Here is a 23220-nt window from a genome sequence, read left to right on the forward strand (position 1 = left end):
GCGTTTTGGCTATGAATTTATCGATTTCTGATGAACTAGAATTGTTTTCTAAAGAGTTGCAGCGATATATGTCACCACATGCTTTGGAGAAATTTGCTAGAGAGATAGGATTTGTTCAACGAAAAAGTAAATATCGTGCACAAGATTTAGTAGCTCTTTGTGTTTGGTTAAGCGAAAACATAGCAAACACTTCATTGACACAACTAAGTAGTCGATTAGAAGCTAACACAGGTATTTCTATGAATCCAGAAGGACTCAACCAACGTTTTAACTCTCGAGCTGTACAGTTTCTGCAACAAATATTAGCTTCTTTACTCCATCAGCAATTTTGTTCTTCTAGCAAGATTCCAACTTTGTATACAAACTATTTTCGACGTATTCGTGTATTGGATTCTACACATTTTCAGATTCCGGATAAATTCACTTCTACATATCAAGGTTCAGGTGGTAGTGGTCAAAGTGCCGGTGTGAAAATTCAATTAGAGTACGATTTGTTAAGTGGCCAGTTTCTACATGTTCATGTGGGTGCTGGAAAGCACAATGATAAAACATATGGTTCTACTTGTCTAAAATCGCTCCAACCGCAGGATGTATGTATACGTGACTTAGGGTACTTTGACTTAAACGATTTACATACTATAGACGAGCACGGTGCCTATTTCATCTCACGGCTTAAGCTCAATACTCGTATATATCAGAAAAATAAAGATCCTGAATACTTTCAAAATGGAACTATAAAAAAGCACTCTGAGTATATCCAATTAGATATGGAGCAATTCATTGACCAATTACAGTCAGGTGAAACATATGAAATTCCCGAGATTTATATTGGAATGTATCAAAAGCTTCCTGCAAGACTAATTCTGTATAAATTAACTGAAACGCAAATGAAACGTAGACAAAAGGATTTAGCACTTAAAGAACATAAGAAGCAAATTACCTATAAAGAACGCAGTAAGCGGCTTAGTGCAATTAACTTTTATATTACGAATATCTCTCCGGAACACCTCCCCAAGGAACAAGTATACGATTTTTATTCCTTACGATGGCAAATTGAACTGATATTTAAAACATGGAAATCATTTTTTCGTATTCATCACTGTAATTCTGTAAAATTAGAACGACTAGAGTGCCACTTATACGGACAATTAATAAGTATCCTTCTTTGTTCTTCCACCATGTTTCAAATGCGCCAATTACTCCTCATCAAGAAGAAACGAGAATTAAGTGAATATAAAGCGATTTATATCATAAAAGATTATTTTTCACTTATTTATCAATCTTTACAAGAAGACACTCAAGAATTAATAAAGATATTGTTTCGTCTGTTTAATCTCTTACAGAAAAACGGCCGGAAATCCCATAGGTATGAGAAGAAAACAGTCTTTGATATCTTAAGCGTCGTTACTACTTTTATACAGTCAAAACTAGGGGCTTTTGACACCTCTAGGAAGAGTCTGAAAGAAACCTGATTACTGTTCAGGTGGCTGTCGGCGTAAAGGTTGCAGGAGTATGGCACAGGTTTTTACAAGGAACAGGAGAAGTTTGTATTCTGATGATAAGCGAAAAATCCAAGCGATGAACTGACAAGGATGAAAGTAGTGATGCAGAATACAGATGCGGAAGAATCCGTAGTAGTGATGAAATGGCTGTAATGGCAATGGAGCGAAGGGACTCTGTTATCTATACTTCAGAAATTGAACAACCAGAAATGGGAGGATTTAATGAAAGAAGGAAAATCGTTTGAGATTTCACAATATCAAGTACTGGAAGCATACAAACGTGTAAAAGCGAATCGAGGTGCTGGAGGTATTGATGGAGTTGACTTCACAGAGTTTGATAAGGATTTGAAGAATAATTTGTACAAGCTTTGGAATAGAATGTCTTCGGGTAGCTATTTTCCTAATCCAGTAAAAGGAGTAGAAATCCCGAAGAAGAACGGGAAAAAGAGATTGCTAGGTATTCCAACTATTAGTGATAGAATTGCCCAAATGGTAGTTCGTATGAATTTTGAGCCACTTGTTGAACTGATATTCTGTGCAAGTGAGGCAAGAAAGATACTCGACTTTGTGAATCTCACATTAGTCAGATTTATCAGGTTTAAGTATAAAACGGTGAAAAGAAGCAAAGCTAAAGCCTTTAGATATTTAGTACGTATGGCAAAAGCACAACCAAACCTGTTTTATCACTGGCAAATGGGGATACGTCCGACAATTGGATAACAAGAGCCGAATGAAGGGAGACTTTCACGTTCGGTTCTATGAGAGGCTCAGGGTGAAATCCCCTGGGCCTACTCGACTATTCCCCACCTGCCATTTGAAAATAACCAATGAGATAATCTCCTTACATACTACATGTGGAGGTTTTTTATGGAAAAACATCTATTAAAGTTACTTGACGTTTACAAATAAAAGGAGTGCTTATTTTATAGAAATAAGCACTCCTTTGTTTATTTCAAATTAAGAATTTCACAGCAGTCTTCAAAGAGATACAAGAGGAACCAACTGTTCGTAAAAGTTCGGTTCAGAAGGCTAATAATCAGCGAGGGCAAACATAATATCCTGATATTAATCTTTAACGAAAAGTGAATGCTAGGATATGTACAAATCTTTCGACTTTGTTATAAAATGGGAATGTTGAGAAAAAATTCTTAAAGTTGTTAAGGGGAAAGGTGGAAATGCAGTATGAAGATTAAGCAGTTTATGAGTGTTTGTTTTGCAGCTATTCTTACAGTAGGTTTTGTAAGTGGTTGCGATTCATCCAAAAGCTCAACGGAAGTAAAAGAGAATAAGGTATATGGAGTTGGGGATACAGGAAAAACACAAAATATTGAGCTGAAATTAGAAAGTGCGGAATTTGTCTTACCAGGACAATTTGCGAAGCAAACAAATGACAGAGTTTTAAAGGTGAAGGTGAGTTTGAAAAATAAAGGTGATAAGGTAATTAAAATGTTGCCACAAGATTTTTCACTATACCAAAAAGATGAAAAAACGAACCTTTATTATACGTCAGATCCAAATGAGTTAAAAGGAGGAGATGTCGATAACGGGAAAAAAGTATCTGGAACCATTTATTATAATGTGAAAGATTCGTCTTCTTATGAATTGGTTTATAAAAAGTACATTATGGATCCGAAAAAAGAAAAAGAAGAGAAAATTTCATTTAAAATCCAAGGAAAAGAATTGGCGGAAAAAGCAAAAGAGCTACAAAGACCTGCTGAGGCTTTGACCGCATATTTAAATGCAGCCTTCTATGATAAAGATTCTAACAAAATTAATGATTTATCAGGCGAAGATGGTACTGCGTTTGTGAAAGAAGTAGAATCTTCTTTTAAAAGAACAAATGAAAGAATGTTTAACAATCAAATCGATGAGCAAGGGATGTTAAATTACTATAAAACTTTAAAAACAGCATTCCAAAAAAATGTGAAATTTGAAACGAAGGTAGTATCCCTAGATGGAGATAGAGCTCAAGTTGAACTAAAAGCGAAACCAATTATGTTGAACGAGTTGAAATCTAGATTTCAAAGTGAAGCGATGACAATCGCAAATCAAAATCCAAATATCACCAAAGAGGAGTTGACGAAGAAATTATTCGATTATGCAGTACAGTTAATACCAGAAGCAAGACCTGGTGATACGGAAGAAACAGTTAAAATTACTATGCTGAAACACGGAAAAAATCAATGGCGTTTAGATACAGCCTCCGCAGATCAAATTATGAAAGTATTTATTAAATAATCATAGTAAGCATTTCGTTTTAGGATGTGTGCCCCTTATAAGTCAACGTAATACCACTTAAAGGATTTGATGGTGTTATAAACGAAGTCTGTTCATTTACCGTTATTGCAAAATCTATATATGTTTTTCAAGAAAACGGTAAGCTTGAATTAAATGACGGTAAGGCAAAAGATAATATTAGGTTAGTAAAGCAAAAATAAATGTATCATGCCCAAAGGGGACTAGTAAGCTATGAAACGAAACAAAGTACTATCGGTAGCAATCCCTATCATGCTATTAGCGGGATGTGGTGGGGTAGATAAAGCATCGACTGATAATAAGTCAAAAGTTGAAGCAAAACAAGAAAATAAGAAAGTAAAGCTTTCAAAAGAGGACTACCCTAACAAAGTCTATGAACTTTGTCTAGATTTTAATAGGAAGTATACAGAACACGAACGGATACTAAACCTCCCTGCAAGAAAAAGTACTCAAGATAGTTCCTTAGAAACACTACAAAGTCAACTTGGCGGTTTAATAACGGTAACTGATAAGGTCTTAAATATCGAACCTCCTAGTGAGTATGAAGATGTACATAAAAACGTAGCAGAATCAATGAATCACTTTAAAAAATCATTTGAACTCAATAAGAAAATATATAGTGCTAAAGACAAAACTACATCATCACATTTAGCGATGGTAAAAGAGTCTGATGAAGAACTGAAAAAAGCAAAAGAGTGTTGGTCAAAGTTCGAGAACGTTATTAACGATAAGAAATCAATCGGTACTAGGAAAACAGTAAGTGAAGGTGACGGTACGGTAACTGAACAAGATTTAAAAGATTTAGATAGAAAAGCCGGTATTGACATAGATGCTGTTAAGAAAAACACAACAAAAGAAGGTAAAGAGTTTGAAGGTAGTTGGGGTTTTGAAAAAGACGGTAAATTTATACCTACATTTATCTTTAAAGGTAACACATTTGAAACTTATGCAAGAGCCGAGTATCCTAGTAAAAAGAATTATGTAACAGGGACTTGGGTATACCGTAAAGACTCTTCTGAATTAATGTTAACTATTAAACAAGCATATGCAGAGGGAAAACCTATTGATTCAGAAAGACATATTATAGCATTAAAAGTCCAAAACTTTGGAGATAATAAAATGCAACTGTTTGATGGCGAGAATTTCCAAACATACCGTTTCGTAAAACAAAAATAAACGTATGAAAAGGGTTAGGTGTTGAAACCTAATCCTTTCTTAATAAGGAGGTATAGTAAACGTCAAGTAGCCCTAAAATATACTACATGAGTGGTGTATATTTTAGGGCTACTTTTTGTGTGTTATCCTTTCTTATTAATCTAGAAAGAATAACGTTTTTAACAATAATGGGTAGTAAATATTCTTAAGTTGATGGATGTGTGGTACCACCACATGCCCATCAACCTAACAGAACAGCTTGCCCCAAAAATGATAAAAATGAACTTCGTTGCTATAAAAGACATAAAACCATAAACACTTACTTCATATTTACTTTTGTTGTGGACGATAAAAAGCATCTACCAATTGATTATACTCGCTTCTTGAAATTTCTTTATTATACAGTTTAATTAATAACTCTTTATGCGCCTTCGAAAACGCCATTTTGTCAATGAATTTTGGATACATATGATTATTCTCTCTCCGTCTGATAAATTATTATGTTGCATTTCGTCTACTACCCTTGAATATTATAATAGAATAAACAACAAATGTTTTATGAAATATTACATAAATATATAATTTATATATTTATGTAAAAAGATTAACTATAAATCTAATGAACATGCGGGTTTCCTTGTTTGTTAGTTTCATCAGCAAATACGTCAGACCTTTGAAAGGTTTTTGTAACATTTATAAAAGTAAATTGAAAGATATATATAATAAGATAAATATATGGAAAGTGATTTTATGGTTCTGTTGCAAAGTGTACTTGAGTTTCGAAAACTTTGCAACAGAGCCGCAAAAGTAGAAATGTATACTTTTCTACTTTTAGATAGATAACAGTGGACTTAGTAATAAGTTAATATTATATGAAGCAGATACTTATTAATCCGATTTTAATAACATATGAGTAGGAGATGGTTTAATGGGGAGCTTTACTATCAACCGTTTTAATGGAATTGAGAAATACGAAATTTCTGAAGCTAAAATATATGCGGTGAAGAAGCAAGAAAATGAAATAATGCTATGGCTTGAAGTAGAAACAGAGCAAGAACCAATTCAATCATTACCTGATACAGTAGATTGTAAAATGAATCCTAGTGGAGAGGTAACTGTTTATATGGATAACTTAAAACTCGAAAATTTTGGAGAACAAGAATTTATTATTTCTAAAGGATATGATGAAGATAGTAACGATTTAGCAGTAAGAATATATTACTTTGAACACCAAGAGGTTAATAATAATGTACTGAAAATGAAATACAACGGAAATGGGATTTTTCATATCAATTGGACAGGGATAACTAGGGATATATCTTATTATGATGGAAGTAAGCCAGATACTACTATCGAGGTCAATGGAGAGTTTATTTTTGAAGAATTTAAAGAATGGTTATAAAAGAGGAATAATAAAACTATTAAAACGCCGTCAAAGGTTTAATCCTTCAAGGCCTATTGACAGGGTTGCTGCTCTAGTCCGCAGTAATGTTTCTATAATAAGGATATATATGTCAGAGCATAATCGAACCACTTATTTTAAATCGTGTATCTTCCTATATAAAGAAGATCTAGATACACTCGTAATTTCACAAATTTGTTTCATTGTCATATTTCCTTCTTCATACAGCTTAAGTGCATAATTCATTCCAGCATGCTTTTCATGATATTTTTTAACTCGTCCTTGATAATTTCCTTCATTTGTTGTAATTGTCTCTTTGGGTTCTGATCAACAGAACTTACTCGTACGTAACCTATTTTTCTCATATTCTACTCTCCTATTTTGAATCTTTGATTAATGTTCCATAAAGGGGTAGTAAGACGGTTCGTACTCTAGTCCGTCAGATATTTAAATAGAATAAAAAACAAATTGTGTACCCATTAAAGCCTCTGTAAGAGTTTTGTAACATTTATGAGAGAGTTTTATAACATTTATGAGAGAGAAATGAGAGATATGTTAGATATGATGAAGTTAATCTTACTAGTAGGTGTTCTAACTCACCTAGAAAACAAGGAGGAAAAATAACAATGAAGAAATTGAAGCCAGTACTTAGTGTATTAGGTAGTGTATCGATGGCAATGACTTTAGCATCTCCTGCTTTAGCAGACGTAAAGCAGCCGAATCCAGGAAGTACAGTTGAAATATTCAAAGAGGATGCAAATGCAAAAGAAGGAAAAGTTATTTATGGAACGGACGGAAAAAAGGGAAAGATGTCTACTGAAAAAATTGAAGTGCAAAATAACGATTGGGATAAAGATGGTATTTCTAACGACCTAGAGATACATGGCTATAAAATTGAATTCAATGGACAAACTGGGAAAAATGAGGCTCGGGCATGGAATCCAGAGACAGACAAAAATAAGTTAAAATTTATCACGAATCCTATGATGGGGAATTCGGATGGAGATGCTTTTTCAGATGCATATGAAGTTCAGCACTATGGCAATAACTCTGATACTGAGTTTAATCCAATGGTTGCAAATATGCCGAATTTACAAATTGGCGTAAAACGTATTAAGATTACTCCTGTTGCGTCTATTACGGATTCAAACGGTGGGTCCATTAATCAAGGTTGGGAAAAAAGTGTATCGACACAACATTCGTTTGGTATAGGAGCAGGTGTAGAAGGTGGTGCTGAAGGTTCAGCAGCTGGTCCTGTTCCTTCTGGAAAGGCCTCAGTAAATGTAAGTTATGGATACTCGAAAACATCAACAGATACAGAAAGATATTCTTCTAATCTTGATTGGTCTACCGCAAAAACTGTTGATTCAGCAAAAGCAGCGCAAGTGAGCATACAGTTAGAATATAAAAATACAGGGACGGCGTCTGCTCAAAATGTTTCACCTCATTTTAACATTCGTTTAGGAGAAGATATTATCCATACATCAAAGGGAACACAAGAACGTTATAAAGCAAATCAGTTAAGTACAGAAAAAGGTGGAAGAAATACAACAGAAGTATTGGTAGACAGTGTAGAGAATAACCCAGATGTAAAGATTTATTTATCGTTAGATCAATTAAAAGCTGTTGAACAAGGGGCCCCTCTTTCTGTTGAAGTACTACCTACGAGTACAATGGACTTGTATATGCAGGAAGATGGAAAATATATATCTTTAGGAGATTCAGGGAAATATGAATCTGATGTAAATTCTGCTACTGCATTACTAGAGACTGATATCGGGAATAAACCGAAGTTTAGAATGTATGCACCAGAAGGTGTTGGTAGTGATACAAATTTAACGTTTAACGAGGTTCTTAAGCATGTTAAAGTGGACTCTGCAAAGATAAATGAATTTATAGATAATAGCAACGGAGAGCAAGCTATTATTGCGAAAGATAATCTAGAAAATGCTAAAAAATCTTATGTATCGAAAAAAGCAAAAGTCGGTGTTTTCACAAAAATTCAGCAACCAGAATTGTCACATAGTGCTTATAATCCATTTACGAAAAAGTTTTATGCATCAGTCGTACCTGGCTTATTCGGAGCAAGTAATGAAATCTCTGCTTCTTTTGAAAATAAAAAGTCCAAACAAACACAACAAGTAACATTAGTGAAAAAAGGAAACGTATATGAGTCTAAAGAAACTGTAAGTTTGAATGATTTCAATCCAACACAAAAAGTTACATTTGAAATCAATGATGCACAAAAGAAACTTCCGACACAAAAAATTTCTACAGTTGTTACGTATGATCAAGAATATGACAATTATGTGACAGAAAAGGGCAGCGACGCACTTGTTGTAGAAGGAACTCCTTATACTATGAAATCTAATGGATATGCTGTGCAAAGTTATAAAGGTAGTAATAATTGGCAATACCTTGCGGTTGCTGGGAATTACCTTAAACCAGTTAATCTAATTATTGAAAGAAAAGGGCAGCCTAAACCTGGACAACCAATCAAAACAGGTGAAGAGGTACACATTAAAGTTCAAAATAGTGCTTATTCAGGCTATGAATATTTAAAACTTCAAGATGGTTATATCCATTTTGACCAAAAACAAAATGCAAGTACTTTTAAAATTGATCATTTATATGGAAAGGACGACCGTTTTTACAAGTCTGCTTGGAAACTACAATCTGATGGTAACGATATAGGGCTGCCTTATAACGGTTATGTGTCATATGGTAATAAGAATTTCAATAGCTGGACTTTCGAAAAAGCTAAGTAAAAGGGAACGGTTTTGTTGCAAAGTTTAAAAAAACACCGGTAATGAACGGAACCCAAAAAGTTAGACACAAGAATGTAGGCTGATTTTGGACTTGTCAACATTTACTGGACCCTAATTTAGGTGAATATTGGTTTTGTTTCTGTAAAGTGGGCATCTCTAAAAAGGCGAAGCTATCAGTGTGTTTCGATATAGAATCGGGGCACACTGATTTGGTTTTTTTCTGGATTTTTTGTTATTGTAGAACTATATATCGTTGTCAATTGTTTGAATCCATTGTTCTTTGACTTGACATTCTAAAAATTGGCTGTCTCTGTTTTTAAATGCGAAAATAATATTCAATATAAGCATTATCCAAATAATTTCCTTATGGGAATGACTTCTTATCAGATTATAAGCTTTTATACGGTAGGTTAGATGTATATATATTGAAAAACTGATTCAGAATGCAGAGTAGCGTCTTATATAGGCCTTTTCAAGATACAATCTTATGATTATAAAGATCTTGGACAACAGATACATCATAAAGTCGATTCTGACAGGATAAATGAATAATCTTCGTAAAAAAACCTGATTTAAAATTTCTGTTTGTATGACTAGATAAATACGACGATTTAGATTATTTATCTAGTCATGTAAATAAACCAATGTTAAAATTGTCAGCTGGATTACATAGCATTTTTTTTGAATTTTTGGTCATTAAGAGACCGAAGTGTGAGATTCTGATTTAGTGATACGATCAGTTGTTACATCTTCATATCTAAATTTTATTTTCCAAACGAGTGGTTAAAAACCACTGTCTTTAGACGGTATCAACTTTAGCCTTATAAGTTTTGTTTTTTATTTGTTGTAACGAACTTTAGTCGGCTTTTAGCCGAGCGTGATGCCACCTACTTGAGTAGGGGGATGTTTACATATTTATTAGATGAAAGCATATAAGAGAACCTATTGTATTATTGATGAAAAGAAGAGAGGATTACAGATGAAAAAAAGAATTTTAATCGTAGAAGATGAAGAAAATATTCGAGAAGTATGCGAACGGTATTTAGAAAGAGAAGAATATGAAGTATATACCGCTGTAAATGGCACAGAAGGTTGGGATTTATTTCTTACGTATCAACCAGATTTAATTATTTAAGATTCGATGATGCCGAAAAAAGATGGCTGGGAATTATGCGAGGAAATTCGTCAACAATCAAATGTACCTATTATTATGTTAACTGCTAAGGGCGAGGAAAGGGATCGAATTTTAGGACTAACAATGGGTGTAGATGATTATGTAACAAAGCCGTTCTCACCTCGTGAATTAGTATTAAGAGTTCAAATTATACTAAAAAGAAATAACCAGATACCGATACAGGTAAAAGAATCCCTATCAGAAATAATAGAATTTCCAGATTTAAAAATTTATCCAAAGACAAGATGTGTACTTGTTTGTGAAAATAAAGTGGAGCTAACGGCGAAAGAGTTTGAGGTACTTTATGTCATGGCAAAACATCCAAAACAAGTATTTTCTCGCTCTCAATTTCTTGAACTTATTTGGGATACTGAACATGAAGTGACTACAAACATAGTAACCGTGTTAATCAGTCGTTTACGTGACAAGTTGAGAAGCATACGATAAAGAATCGTTGGATTCATACGATTTGGGGGATAGGATATCGTTTTGAGCCAAATGGAGGAAATGAAACATGAGATTACGTATTCAATTGTTACTGATGAATGTATTAAGTACCAGTATCATGGTACTTGCTATATGGTATAGTGAGACGAAAATGTTACTTGAACCAGAACAAACAAGGCTATTAACAATAATTGCGGTTGTTGCATTCATGATTTCAACGTTTATTTACTGGTTAATGACACGCCCTATCATGAGATCTATCAAAAATTTAATGGCATTAACGAAACAATTTAGTGATAGACAATTTGAAACAATGTATATAATTGGAAAAGAACCGCAGGAGTTTAAAGAATTAGCAACAGCCTTTCAACAGATGGCAAAAAAGTTAGAAGAAGGGTTTACTAAGTTAGAAGAAGGGGAAAAAGCACGTAAAGAGCTGATTACGAATATTTCACACGACTTACGCACGCCTATGGCTAGTATGCAATTAATGATAGAAGCAATACAAGATGACCTCATTGAAGATCCTGAAATGAAAAAGCAGTACTTATCGACGACCTTAAAAGAAATAAAACGATTAAGTGGATTAATTAATGACTTATTTGATCTTTCAAAGTTAGAACTTGGACAAGTAGATTTTTATCCAAGTTTCACACATATGGATAAAGTTCTATTAGATGTACTTGAGTCATACTCTGTCTTATCAGCAAACAAACAGATTGATTTACAATTGCATGTTCCTGATACATTACCTCGGCTTTTAATCATGCCATGTAAAATAGCACGAGTTATCAGTAATTTGTTAGATAATGCGATTCGGTATTCTCCTGTCTCCGGAACAATTGAGTTGATTGTAGAGGAAAATAAGCAGAAGCAACAAGTCCAATTCATTTTGCGTGATGAAGGAGAAGGAATTACTCCAAATGACCAATTACGTGTATTTGAACGCTTTTTTAGAACAGATCAATCCAGAAGTTCACAATCTGGAGGATCCGGCCTCGGACTCGCCATTACAAAGTCATTAATTGAAATGCACAACGGAGAAATTGGTGTGAGAAATCGCTCAGATGGAAAACAGGGAAGTGAATTTTGGTTTACTCTTCCCATCACATCAGAAAAAAATAAGACTGCTGAAAGATCTGTGTAATATTTATATTATAGAAATAAAAGGTCTCCTGTAACGTACCACTAAACAGTGTGTTACAGGAGGTCTTTTACTTGATAAAAATAAAATATGTATTTTTAATAAAAATATCTGTGCAGTTTTGTTTTTCTTTCCCCCTACTTCTTCTTTGTTATATAAAATCTACACAATAAACGTGAAATTGAACAAATTAGATGCTTTAAAAAATTTCACACTTATTCTAGGTACTATACTTTCAGAGTCGAAATGTTTTAAACAAATGTTCGTTTAATGTCCTCACAATTGATGCTACATCATATAAGTAAAAAAGAGATAAGAACACTTTTATTAAGTGCATTATCTCTTTTCGAATATGTATTTCATATCCCATGTAAATTTACCACATATTTCAATGGGACTTACAGATTGCTCTTCAATAATAATTATATCTTATTTTTGTAAAAAATATACAAATTTAACTTTTCTCAAAATACATTATAGAAATAGCTGTACTTTGTTTGTGTTAAAAAATTATAGTTATCTTTACCTATCATCACATATTTTTATAACTTCTATAAACTGAATGTAAATATAGTTAATTAGGTAAGAATTTTATATATACACATTTATAGGTGTTTTGGATACAATTATCATTTTCCCTTTTCGCAATTATATCTTTAAATGAAATGCATGTAATCTGCATTTCATCTTTATATAACGGATATATATTATTAATATATCCAATGGGATGTGAAAAAGTATACGAGGAGAAAAATAAAAAAGAAAATTTCATCAATCCATGCGATGGCGCTATTAACAGTAGAATATTCGGTAACAAGTGCGTTTCCTGGAACAATGACACCACATTGAAAAAAGGAGTTGGTATGTTTGTAAGTGATAGTACTACAGCTCCTTCTGAAAGTGGTCATACTGTACGAAGTGGACAGCGTGATACAGTCTTTACAGAGCTAGGAGAGGTGATAGAGAAAGTACGCCCCAAACTGAACATTCTCCAGTATTTATTCTTTTAGAAATGGTATATAAACAGAACGTATCTAAACATACGAGGAATCAATTGTTAAAACTACCATCTGGATTATAGAATCGCTTTTAATAATTTTTAGTGAATAGAAGACCAAAGTGCTGGCTTCTAACCTAACAATACTATCAGTGATAACAGCTGTATATCTAAGTTTCATAGATTTATTAGATGAAAGCAGATAAACGAAACATTTCTTTTGTGATTGATGAAAAAGAAGAGAGGATTATATATGAAACAAAGAATTTTAATCATAGAAGATGAAGAAAATATTCGAGAAGTATGCAAACGATACTTAGAAAGAGAAGGATATGAAGTATACACAGCTATGAATGGAATGGAAGGCTGGGATTTATTTCTTACTCATCAACCAGATTTAATTCTTTTAGATCTGATGATGCCGAAAAAAGATGGCTGGGAATTATGCGAGGAAATTCGTCAACAATCAAATGTCCCTATAATTATGTTAACTGCTAAAGGCGAGGAAAGAGATCGAATTTTAGGCTTAACAATTGGTGCGGATGATTATGTAACAAAGCCGTTTTCACCTCGTGAATTAGTATTAAGGGTTCAAATTATACTAAAGAGAGGTAATCAGATACCGATACAAGAAGAAGAATTCCTATCAGAAGTGATAGAATTTCCGGATTTAAAAATTTATCCAAAGACGAGATGTGTACTTGTTTGTGAAAATAAAGTGGAGTTAACAGTGAAAGAGTTTGAGGTACTTTATGTCATGGCAAAGCATCCAAAACAAGTATTTTCTCGTTCGCAACTTCTTGAACTCATTTGGGATTTTGAATATGACGGGGTTACACACACGGTAACCGTGTTAGTGAGTCGTTTACGTGAGAAGCTGGAGAAACATACGATAAAGAATCGTTGGATTCATACGGTTTGGGGAATAGGATATTGCTTTGAACCAAATGGAGGAAATGAAATTACGCGTATTTGAACGCTTTTTTAGAACAGGTCAATCCAGAAGTTCACAATCTGGAGGATCCGGTCTCGGACTCGCCATTACAAAATCATTAATTGAAATGCACAACGGAGAAATTGGTGTGAGAGATCGCTCAGATGGGAAACAGGGAAGTGAATTTTGGTTTACTCTTCTCATCACACCAGAAAAAACTAACAACTTATCGAATTTCATTATTAAAGAAAAGACACTCATTTGGGTGTCTTTTCTTTATGAAAAAATCCCTACACAATGTGCTGGGACCAGGAGCGACTGTATCGTATCTTTATCTTAGTACATACACCCTCCACTAGCAAAACTGTATAACGCCATTTTTGTAAATTAAAAAACAAATTATTTAAACACCACTTAAATGATGCCCACTAACGCATAACCACTTCAAACATTATCAACCTCTATCAAAAGATACCAAAAAATTATCAATGATAATCACTTCATCTGTTTAATCTTCTATAGAAAAACGGGCAGAAATCCCATCGATATGAGAAAAACAGACATACACGTTAATGAATGTATATTGTGTCTCCTTTTGTAGATAACAATCTTTAAAACAAATGCATGTTATCTGCATCTAATCTTTATATAAAACTTATACCATATAAATATACCTAGAAGGTAATACAGAACTTATAGGAATCTACCATTTTGAAAAAAACATACTAAAAGTTTTTGAGTCATTTTAACCGTGTTTTAAGTAAATTGTGTTGGTGACCGATTTCAATAGTTTTTCTCCATATAAGGCAACACAAATGACATTGTATTGCACTACATGCTCTTAGCGTTGCTAAAATTATTTGTTTTAATGTCGAAATTTACTTAACGTGGTTTTTTTCTGATTTGCGGTCTGTACCCATTATAGATGGTTCAAGAAGGAGGAATTTTATCAATTTACCGTCTGCATTTATATTTGTAAGAGTTTTGTAACACTCACGATATTATTTTTATTTTAAAAAAATCTATTAAATTGTAAACATATTATCAAAAGCAAGTTGATCCAAAGGGGATTTTTTTATGAACAAAAAAATGATTATATTTCCTATACTGATTTTTATATGTATTACATCGGTCTATTTTTTATTCAGTCCAAGAGTAAAAGGAACAATGTATGAAGATACATTATCGAAAAAAGTTATCGTCATAGATCCAGGACATGGAGGAAATGATCCTGGATCTATTGGACCAAAAGGAACAAAAGAAAAAGATATAACTCTCAAAACAGCTAAAAACATTCAACAAAAGCTCGAGGGAAAAGGAATGACTGTAATTTTAACGCGTGAAGATGATACGTTTGTACCACTAAAAAATCGCGTAGCTATTGCTCACAATAAATCAGCTGATCTCTTTCTTAGTATTCATTATGACGGTTTCACAACTAATGATGTAAAAGGAGTAACAACATACTATTACAAGGGATTAAAAGAACAAGCATTGGCAGAAACGATACACGAACATTTATTCAAACATATACAGGCAAAAAATAGAGGTGTAAAATCTGGCGATTACTATGTTTTACGAGAAAATCAACAACCATCAATTTTACTTGAGCTAGGTTATATTACAAACCCAGAAGATGAGGAACGAATGAATTCACAACAATTCCAAGCAGATGTAGCCTCTGGAATTGTTAATGGTGTTATAGAATATTTTAAAAAATAGTAGTCTAGTTAAATCAGACTACTAAACCAAAAATAAAATTCAGTATCTATCAAAAATTTTATTTTTAATAGATACAATTATTTAGTAGAAAATATTAAAGGTTACTAGAAAGGACATACTAGAATGTTTACAAAAGGACTAAAAATAACGGTGATTATATCAATAGTTGCTTGTATCACACTAGGAATTTTTATGTTTCAATTCTTCACATCACCTGCCAAAGGGGTAATGAACCAAGAAAATACTGTTCAACTGGCAAGTGAGCAAACAAAAGGAGAAATGAAAAAAATAGCACCAGATCAATACAATGGTCAGGTTCGCAAAGTAGCATATTTAACATTTGATGATGGACCAAGTCAATTTCAAAAAGAAATCTTAGATATTTTAAAGAGTAATAATATAAAAGGAACTTTTTTTATGATTGGTGGAAATATCCCAGCTCATAAAGAAAGTGTAAAACGCTTAGTAAATGAAGGGCACTATCCAGGTATTCATAGTATGACACACAATTTTAAAAAGCTATATACCCAAGGCGAATTTGTTGAGGAGATGCAACAAGCGCAAGGTATCATGAAAGAAGTAACTGGAATTCATCCAAATCTTGTTCGTTGTCCATATGGGAGTATGCCCGGACTTAAACAGGAATTACGGGATAAAATGGTAAGTGTCGGCATGAAAGAGTGGGATTGGACCATAGATTCTTTAGATTGGCAGTTCACAGGAAATCCAGATGCTGTGGTTCAAAAAACAATTTCTCAGGTTAGTGAAAATCGCGAAATCATTTTAATGCATGAAAAATCACAGACAGTGCAGGCGTTGCAAAGAATTATTGATGATCTTCGTAGTAAAGGTTATGAATTTGAAGTATATGATGAAGCCTCTCATTTCCCATTAAATTTTTGGAAGGATAATCGTATCTAAGTAGGAGGAATTGCAGTTGATATATAGAAAATTAGCACTTATAACAGCCCTATCTGTAACCTTGTTGTCAGGCTGTTTAGGACAAAAACCAGAAGCAAATTTGTATGTAGCACTTGAAAATGCTACAAAACAAGAAAAGACAATATTTGAAGATACAAAAAAATTAGCAGCATTAGAAAAACAAGGACAAGAGTTATATACTCAAATTACACTTGAAGGAAAAGAGAATAATCAAGTAGTGAAAGAAAAGTTAGATCAAGCTGTAACAAACATACATGATCGTGAAAAAGTATTAGAGAAAGAGAAAGCTACCTTAGAAAATGCACAACATGAAGTGAAGTCTGTTGATAAATATATAAAGAAATTGGAAGATAAGAAATTAAAAGAACAAGCTGAAGAAGTTCAAGACATGTATAGAAATCGTGCTGATTCTTTCAAGAAATTGCATGATAGTTATAAAAAATCATTACAATTAGAACAAGAACTGTACAAAATGCTACAAGCAAAAGATGAAAAACTTAAATCAATTACTGAGAAAGTAAAAACGATCAATCAGTCTTATGAACAAATTCATTCAGATCAGGATAGATTTAATAAATACACGAATGAGTATAATCAGAACAAATTAGCCTTTTATAAACAAGCAAATATTAAAGTTAAAGAAATTAAAAAATAAAACGATTGTAAAAAACGAAGTGTATTGTGAGAGTTTTTTATAATTCAAACCCAAGAAGCCAAATTCATTCTAACCAAGAATAATTTGGCTTTTTGGGTTCGACAGTCGGATTGTTAAAACAGAACTATTCAATTATATGTTATCTAGTAGTGGTATTCATGTACACTGCCCATTACATATAGCCACAATAGAAGGGAAAGACATTACGAAAGAGCAGTTAATTACAAAAATATGGGGCTATGAATTTATTGGTGATGATTGTAAAGTAAATAGCCATATTGGTAAATTACAAAATAAATGGGAAGATAAATCTAAGAGTGTTATAATCATTGTTCGAGCGAGTTGTAAACTGGAGGATAAATATGAAAAGGGGAATTGTATTAAAACTATTTATGTTAACAACAGTGTTGTGTATGTCGATCTTGGCAACCATTTTTGTTGGACAAACAATATTCTTTAAACAATTTTATGCGAATAAAAAAGTGGATGATATCAAAACAAACATGAAATCTTTTGAAACAGATTATTTAAATAGTAAAGGAAATTCACAAGTCATTCAAAAGTTAGAACAAGATTTCTATCGAGAACATAATACATGGATTACAACATTAGATAGTAATGGGAATTTAAGGGGTTTAAATGATTTTTATATAGAAGTAAAATTAGATCAATCTAAAAATAAAGAAGGTCAATTCGCTAATTCTACAATTACCATACCGCTGTATAATTTCAAGGTTGAGGACAATCATGCTAGGAATATTGCAAATGAAATATTCCCTTTAGGAGAAACAGTTAATTTGCATGGTATAGAAAAAAATACTACATTCATTCCTTATTTGGTATTCTTCAAAACAAAAACTCCAAATTTGATAAATACGACATTAGATAAAAAAATAAATGAAATTGGTGACGAACTTAAAAATAAATATAGACCTAAAGACTTCTCTGAAAAAGAGCAGATTGAATATCAAATAGCATATGATAAAGAAATACCTGTAAAATATCTAGAGGGGAAAATTACAAAGGTTCAACTTACGGGTGGGAATGAACAATCGAATTTTGTTTATTCAAATAACTTATTTATGGAAAGGATACAAGAGTTTCAGGCAGACTTATTGCTAAATGAAAAGAATACTAACTATAATTCATTACAAGAAATCGATTATGAGCAGCATGATATTAAATATAAGCTCATAATAAAACCGATAAAGGATAAAAGCGGTGCAATAACATACATTTTCTCAATGACTTCGTTGCAGCCAGTTGATGAAGCTGTACAAATGATAAAAGAGTATTATGTCTATATTATTATGTTTGTGTTGCTTCTTATTTTTCTAGCTTCTTTTTACTATTCAAAAAAGATTGCAAGACCCTTGTTACAAATAAATAAGACAACCCAAAAAATTGCAAACTTAGATTTCTCGGAAAGGGTTCCAGTCATGTCAAAAGATGAAATCGGTGATTTATCTCAAAATATTAATTTACTTTCAAATACATTGCATTCACATATTGAGCAATTGCAACTAGACATAGAGAAAGAAAAAAAATTAGAAAATACAAGAAAAGAGTTTATTTCAGGGGTATCGCATGAGTTAAAGACACCTCTAAGTATTATGAAGAGTTGTATTTCTATTTTAAAAGATGGTGTTGCAAGTCATAAGAAGGAGTATTACTTTAAGGCAATGGAAAAAGAAGTAGATAAGATGGATCTGTTGATTGTAGATATGCTTGAGTTAGCAAAATTTGAATCTGGTACGTATAAAATGCAGATGGATGTTTTTTATATTGACCAAGCCATTCAGCATATCTGTGAACAATTATCTTTGGAGATAACAAAAAAGCAATTACATGTTCACACACATCTTTCTACAATTGAAGTCATTGCAAATTATCGTCGTATGGAACAAGTAATCACAAACTTTATCACGAATGCTATTCGTTATACGCCAGAAAAAGAGGATATTATTATTTCTACAATAGATGAGCCAAGTCACATAAAAGTTTGTATCGAAAATAAAGGGGCCCATATTGAAGAAGATCAATTAGATAAGATTTGGGATCGTTTTTACCGAGTTGATACAGCTCGTCAACGCTCACAAGGTGGAACAGGTCTTGGGCTTGCCATTTCAAAAAATATTTTAGAACTTCATGGAGCAGAGTATGGGGTACACAATACAGTTGATGGCGTGTTGTTTTATTTCTATTTACAGAAAAAAGTGTAGAACGGAGGTTCTACACTTTTTTTCATTTATTTTGATAGTATCTTTACCTTTTCTTTAACATAAAGAGAATAGGTTGATTTGTATCTAAACGTACAAAATTCCCGAAATAATATGGTGCGTTCTGTTGCAAAAAGATATAATTTTATTTAATACGTAGTTGTGTTTCGGTATCAAAGAAATGTACTTTGTTCATATCAAATACAAGTTGCATAGCCTCTCCTGTTTGATAATCATTACGTGTATCTAAACGTGCAATAAAGGATTGATTGTGTAACGTAGCATAGATCATCGATTCGGCTCCAAGCAATTCTGCAACTTCAATTTTTATATTTATAATACAATCAGGCAATGTTTCTAACATACTTGGATTATCATAGATATGTTCCGGACGAATGCCAAGAATTATGTTTTTATTTTCATAACCTTGTTCACGTAGTGCTTCTAATTTTTTTTCTGGAATACTCAGTTTGATATGACCTAAAATAAAATTTCCATTTTCCACTTTTCCCGTAAAGAAATTCATGGCTGGTGAACCAATAAAGCCACCAACAAATACGTTTTCAGGATATTCATATACTTCTTTTGGTGTACCAACTTGTTGTATCCGTCCATCTTTCATAACCACAAGGCGCGTTGCCATTGTCATTGCCTCAGTTTGGTCATGCGTAACATAAATGGTTGTTGTTTGTAAGCGATGATGCAGTTTTGAAATTTCAGAGCGCATGGTAACACGTAGTTTTGCATCTAGATTTGATAATGGCTCATCCATTAAAAATACTTTTGCATCACGGACAATGGCACGTCCTAAAGCAACACGTTGTCTTTGGCCACCGGATAACGCGTTTGGCTTCCGTTTTAAAAGTTCTTCTAATCCAAGAACTCTTGCTGCGTTTTGAACACGACGTTCGATTTCATCTTTTGGTAACTTACGAATTTTTAAACCAAATGCCATATTATCATAGACGGTCATATGAGGATAGAGGGCATAATTTTGGAATACCATTGCGATGTCCCGATCCTTTGGTGGTATGTCATTCACATATTTCTCATCAATGTATAAATCTCCTTGTGAAATCTCCTCTAATCCGGCAATCATACGTAAAGTGGTCGACTTACCACATCCAGAAGGACCAACAAACACTATAAATTCTTTATCTTGAATATGAAGATTAAAATTCACCACCGCTGGCACGTTATTGTCATATATTTTATAAATGTTTTTTAATACTACCTCTGTCATGTTGTTACCTCCTGTAATAAAAAAACTATATATGTTTTTATCATTTTTGTTTTCCCTGAATTTTTAAGTATTCATGTTGAACCTCAAACGCTTTTGCTCATCTATCAGAACAAACAATAATACTTTAGAAACTCTATTGGATAGATTTAGGGGACCAGTCTGTATTTCAAGCCATAAGACAAGTATAGGAAACCAAAAAAATCCCTTGGGCTCAAAAGTAGAATAAGAGAAACCGCCGTCCAATTTTGTGCAGTTTCTCTTATTTATCGTGGGCTTTTATGAAACAATGGCCCCTGACATGGTTTATTGGGTATGTCGTCTTATTTAGTAGCTGAATAGTTACATTTATTTTTTGTTAGCTGCATCCTGAGAGATCATGTCCATAGAAAATGTTATGAAACGAGAAACTTGTACTGAATTCACTTCTTCCCCCGACTTCTCAATAGGTTGATCTAGAGCCAAATATATGTCCTTTTCTTCAAAGGTAGGTTTAATAAGGAAAGTTTCTTTTAGGATATTAACTTGATAAAAATCCTTCTTCAGTGGATCTTTTGCACTTGGATCTGGTTTGATTACTTTTCTATCTTTTTTAATGTCTAGTCCTTTTTGCCCTATAGCTTGGTTCCATACTGTAAACTCCGGTTCCGCAACCTCATCTAGATACGCTAGGATTTCTTCATCACTAATTTCTTGTTTTTTTGCTACTTTATTTTGAAGTTTTTTTGCTACAGTTGTTTTTACATTTTTTCTAAACTCGGGAACTTTCTCTTTCAGTTTTTCATAGTGATCATCTATTTCATTTGCTTCTTTTTTGAACTCTTCAAGAGTATAAAAGCCCTTATTTCCTACAAATATTCCTTTAAATAAAACCTCTTTATTATCTGGTTTCACATAAAACTCCCAACCGCCTAATACCTTTCCTTCAAAATGCACTTTATAATATTCTTTCTCCTTATTATCCGTTGAATTTAGATTGGGTTTTGTAACTTCTGCTGTTAATGAAACCGTGTACTCTTGTTTGTCTTTTTGATAATAACTTTTTATTTCTGGGACCGAATTAAACAATACGTTAACAATTTCTTGATCTTCTTTTGAGAGTGTATCTTCTATAGAGAGTTTTGTTTCCTCAACAGGTGATTCCTTTTTCTCTGTACTCGTATTTTGAGCAACAGATTTCACCGAATTCTCATCACCTTTGTTACTACATGCAACCATACCAGTTAGTAACATGCCGCTACATAACATCAGAATCATTTTATTCCTCTTCAATTCTAATCCCCACTTTGCTAGTTATTTTCACTTTAATTGCTACTACCTGTCGTGAATTATATATAGTTTATTCGTTTATATATGTCGTCACTCGATTTTGGATTAGTGCTGCTACATCCTTAGCTGATTTTTGACCACTAAAGTATGACTTGGACTCCTCAGCAATAATGGATTCAATTTTAGTACCTTGTGGGCTCTGAACGCTTATTTCAGCAACCATTTTCTCTAATTCTTGTATATCACTCTCAGTAACGTTAATCATAGAGCCACTTATATGCTCAATTTTCCCTTTTTCCTTCAATGTTTTGATTTGTTGTTCATATAAAGCTTTATTAATTGGAAATGCATTCCCTTTACTTTGGACCTCATCAGACATTAAAAACTTAAGAAACTCCCATGCTTCCTTTTTAACCGGTGATTTCGCATTTATGCCTACTGTTGTGTACGGTGTAAAAGCAACTCCCTTTTTTTGTCCAGCTATATGTGGTTTTTGATATATCTTTGTCCCTGTTATACCAAATGTAGCTCCCGTACTGAAATAGTCTTCTACCGACATGATCATTGGTAGAAGGTTAAAATATGCTTCGCCTAAATTAACAGAATCTGCAGTGGCTATTTTCTCGTCATACATCTTTTTTACGTCTTCCAACATCTGTACAAATAAATCAGACTCGAACTTTGCTTTTCCACTAGTTTTATCTACTAGCTCATTGTAATGATCTTGCACCAGAAATTGCAGCATTTGTTCCGGAGGAGTATTCCCAATAACCTTTTTATCTGTTCCTTTGCTTGATAACTCTTTTCCGATGCTTGTGAACTCACTCCAAGTCCACTCTTTGTCATTCACTTTTACTCCAGATTGTTGTATCGCTGCATCGTCCCCAAGCAGGCCACTTAACCAAAAATATAATGGAATACCATAAAGTTTTTCACCTGTTTTCGAATTATCTAAAACTTTATTAAAATATTGATTTTTATCAAAAGATTTATCCTGTTCCATCATTTTACTTAAGTCTGTAAGCAAGCCTTTCTTCCCATACTTGTCCGCAGGTAAACCGTCTAGTACAATTACATCGGATCCTTTACCTGATAAAAATTCTGTATTCACCTTACTAATCGTTTTCTCTATAGAGGTATCGTCTGTCTTTGATCCCTCTTTATCTGATCCGTTTTCTGGAAAAGCCCCTTTTATCTGGATGTCAATTTTGGGATTCTTTTGTTCATATAGTTTCTCTGCCTGTTTTAGGGATTTAGTATCACCTAAAGTCGACACTTCGACTATCGTTTTTCCATCTTTTGTTTTTCGTTCCTCTTTGCTATCACTATTTCCGCAACCTGCCACGAGGCTGATTGATAGACTTGCTACTAGCATCATACAAACCTTTTTCATT

At 33.1% G+C, this 23220-nt stretch carries 18 protein-coding genes and 4 pseudogenes; 16 read left to right on the forward strand and 6 right to left on the reverse strand.

The features are described 5' to 3' along the window. The first annotated feature begins 11 nt into the window (after window positions 1–11). The 4 genes from NSQ40_RS05120 (at window position 12) to NSQ40_RS05135 (ending at window position 4934) form a co-directional block, all read left to right on the forward strand. Window positions 12–1472, forward strand: a complete 1461-nt coding sequence (locus tag NSQ40_RS05120; RefSeq protein WP_141525823.1) for an IS4 family transposase — start codon at window positions 12–14, stop codon at window positions 1470–1472. A 252-nt stretch (window positions 1473–1724) separates the two neighbouring features. Then, a complete protein-coding gene (locus NSQ40_RS05125) occupies window positions 1725–2222 on the forward strand; it encodes a hypothetical protein (RefSeq protein ID WP_098102060.1) in 498 nt (165 codons plus the stop codon). Between the two features lie 462 nt (window positions 2223–2684). Beyond that, window positions 2685–3740: a DUF5105 domain-containing protein gene (locus tag NSQ40_RS05130; protein ID WP_003202754.1), complete on the forward strand. Its 1056-nt coding sequence runs from the start codon at window positions 2685–2687 to the stop codon at window positions 3738–3740. A gap of 231 nt (window positions 3741–3971) precedes the next feature. After that, window positions 3972–4934, forward strand: a complete 963-nt coding sequence (locus NSQ40_RS05135; protein WP_003202756.1) for a DUF3994 domain-containing protein — start codon at window positions 3972–3974, stop codon at window positions 4932–4934. 309 nt (window positions 4935–5243) lie between these two features. On the opposite strand, the gene NSQ40_RS05140 is transcribed toward NSQ40_RS05135, so the two are convergent. After that, entirely contained in the window at window positions 5244–5381 is a 138-nt protein-coding gene (locus NSQ40_RS05140; protein WP_003202758.1) for a hypothetical protein, read from the reverse strand. Between the two features lie 460 nt (window positions 5382–5841). Here NSQ40_RS05140 and NSQ40_RS05145 point away from each other — a divergent pair, with 460 nt between their 5' ends. Further along, window positions 5842–6315, forward strand: coding sequence for a hypothetical protein (locus tag NSQ40_RS05145; RefSeq protein ID WP_098100878.1), 474 nt, complete (start codon window positions 5842–5844; stop codon window positions 6313–6315). A 132-nt stretch (window positions 6316–6447) separates the two neighbouring features. Here NSQ40_RS05145 and NSQ40_RS05150 read toward each other — a convergent pair. Both NSQ40_RS05150 and NSQ40_RS05155 read right to left on the reverse strand, forming a co-directional pair. Then, a pseudogene (locus NSQ40_RS05150) lies at window positions 6448–6612 on the reverse strand (helix-turn-helix domain-containing protein); the annotation flags it as partial. After that, the gene (locus tag NSQ40_RS05155; RefSeq protein WP_003202762.1) at window positions 6558–6680 is read right to left on the reverse strand and encodes a recombinase family protein; all 123 of its coding nucleotides are present in this window, start codon (window positions 6678–6680) and stop codon (window positions 6558–6560) included. The gene NSQ40_RS05155 and the pseudogene NSQ40_RS05150, both read right to left, overlap by 55 nt. Before the next feature lie 261 nt (window positions 6681–6941). On the opposite strand from NSQ40_RS05155, the gene NSQ40_RS05160 reads away from it, so the two are divergent. The 11 genes and pseudogenes from NSQ40_RS05160 to NSQ40_RS05210 all read left to right on the forward strand — a co-directional run bounded on the left by NSQ40_RS05160 (window position 6942) and on the right by NSQ40_RS05210 (window position 19320). Beyond that, entirely contained in the window at window positions 6942–9083 is a 2142-nt protein-coding gene (locus tag NSQ40_RS05160; protein ID WP_098100877.1) for a binary toxin-like calcium binding domain-containing protein, read from the forward strand. A 979-nt stretch (window positions 9084–10062) separates the two neighbouring features. Continuing rightward, window positions 10063–10775, forward strand: a pseudogene (locus NSQ40_RS05165) (response regulator transcription factor). Further along, window positions 10772–11851, forward strand: a complete 1080-nt coding sequence (locus NSQ40_RS05170; protein ID WP_033796683.1) for a sensor histidine kinase — start codon at window positions 10772–10774, stop codon at window positions 11849–11851. Before NSQ40_RS05165 ends, NSQ40_RS05170 begins: the two are co-directional and overlap by 4 nt. 830 nt (window positions 11852–12681) lie before the next feature. Beyond that, a pseudogene (locus NSQ40_RS05175) lies at window positions 12682–12816 on the forward strand (class D sortase); the annotation flags it as partial. A gap of 282 nt (window positions 12817–13098) precedes the next feature. Next, complete coding sequence (locus tag NSQ40_RS05180) at window positions 13099–13821, forward strand: response regulator transcription factor (RefSeq protein ID WP_033796682.1); 723 nt, start codon at window positions 13099–13101, stop codon at window positions 13819–13821. Next, a pseudogene (locus NSQ40_RS05185) lies at window positions 13805–14020 on the forward strand (ATP-binding protein); the annotation flags it as partial. The gene NSQ40_RS05180 and the pseudogene NSQ40_RS05185, both read left to right, overlap by 17 nt. Before the next feature lie 836 nt (window positions 14021–14856). Further along, window positions 14857–15501, forward strand: a complete 645-nt coding sequence (locus NSQ40_RS05190) for an N-acetylmuramoyl-L-alanine amidase family protein (protein ID WP_018766984.1) — start codon at window positions 14857–14859, stop codon at window positions 15499–15501. Between the two features lie 123 nt (window positions 15502–15624). After that, complete coding sequence (locus tag NSQ40_RS05195; protein ID WP_033797850.1) at window positions 15625–16422, forward strand: peptidoglycan-N-acetylglucosamine deacetylase; 798 nt, start codon at window positions 15625–15627, stop codon at window positions 16420–16422. A 16-nt stretch (window positions 16423–16438) separates the two neighbouring features. After that, the gene (locus NSQ40_RS05200) at window positions 16439–17098 is read left to right on the forward strand and encodes a YkyA family protein (RefSeq protein WP_033796681.1); all 660 of its coding nucleotides are present in this window, start codon (window positions 16439–16441) and stop codon (window positions 17096–17098) included. Between the two features lie 136 nt (window positions 17099–17234). After that, window positions 17235–17558, forward strand: a complete 324-nt coding sequence (locus tag NSQ40_RS05205) for a winged helix-turn-helix domain-containing protein (protein ID WP_080547278.1) — start codon at window positions 17235–17237, stop codon at window positions 17556–17558. Next, window positions 17461–19320 carry a sensor histidine kinase gene (locus tag NSQ40_RS05210; RefSeq protein WP_033796680.1) on the forward strand — a complete coding sequence of 620 codons (1860 nt, stop codon included), beginning with the start codon at window positions 17461–17463 and terminating at the stop codon, window positions 19318–19320. The genes NSQ40_RS05205 and NSQ40_RS05210 overlap by 98 nt, the downstream gene beginning before the upstream one ends. A gap of 142 nt (window positions 19321–19462) precedes the next feature. Here the strand turns inward: NSQ40_RS05210 and NSQ40_RS05215 are convergent, their stop codons facing one another. The 3 genes from NSQ40_RS05215 to NSQ40_RS05225 form a co-directional block, all read right to left on the reverse strand. Beyond that, complete coding sequence (locus NSQ40_RS05215) at window positions 19463–20560, reverse strand: ABC transporter ATP-binding protein (protein WP_098100984.1); 1098 nt, start codon at window positions 20558–20560, stop codon at window positions 19463–19465. 345 nt (window positions 20561–20905) lie between these two features. Next, window positions 20906–21814 carry a hypothetical protein gene (locus NSQ40_RS05220; RefSeq protein WP_033796679.1) on the reverse strand — a complete coding sequence of 303 codons (909 nt, stop codon included), beginning with the start codon at window positions 21812–21814 and terminating at the stop codon, window positions 20906–20908. A gap of 82 nt (window positions 21815–21896) precedes the next feature. Beyond that, window positions 21897–23219 (reverse strand): ABC transporter substrate-binding protein, encoded by a 1323-nt coding sequence (locus NSQ40_RS05225; RefSeq protein WP_018766978.1) that lies wholly within the window; start codon window positions 23217–23219, stop codon window positions 21897–21899. Window position 23220 lies beyond the last annotated feature (1 nt).

The sequence above is a fragment of the Bacillus sp. FSL K6-6038 genome, from assembly GCF_038050455.1.
Lineage (GTDB): Bacteria > Bacillota > Bacilli > Bacillales > Bacillaceae_G > Bacillus_A > Bacillus_A pseudomycoides.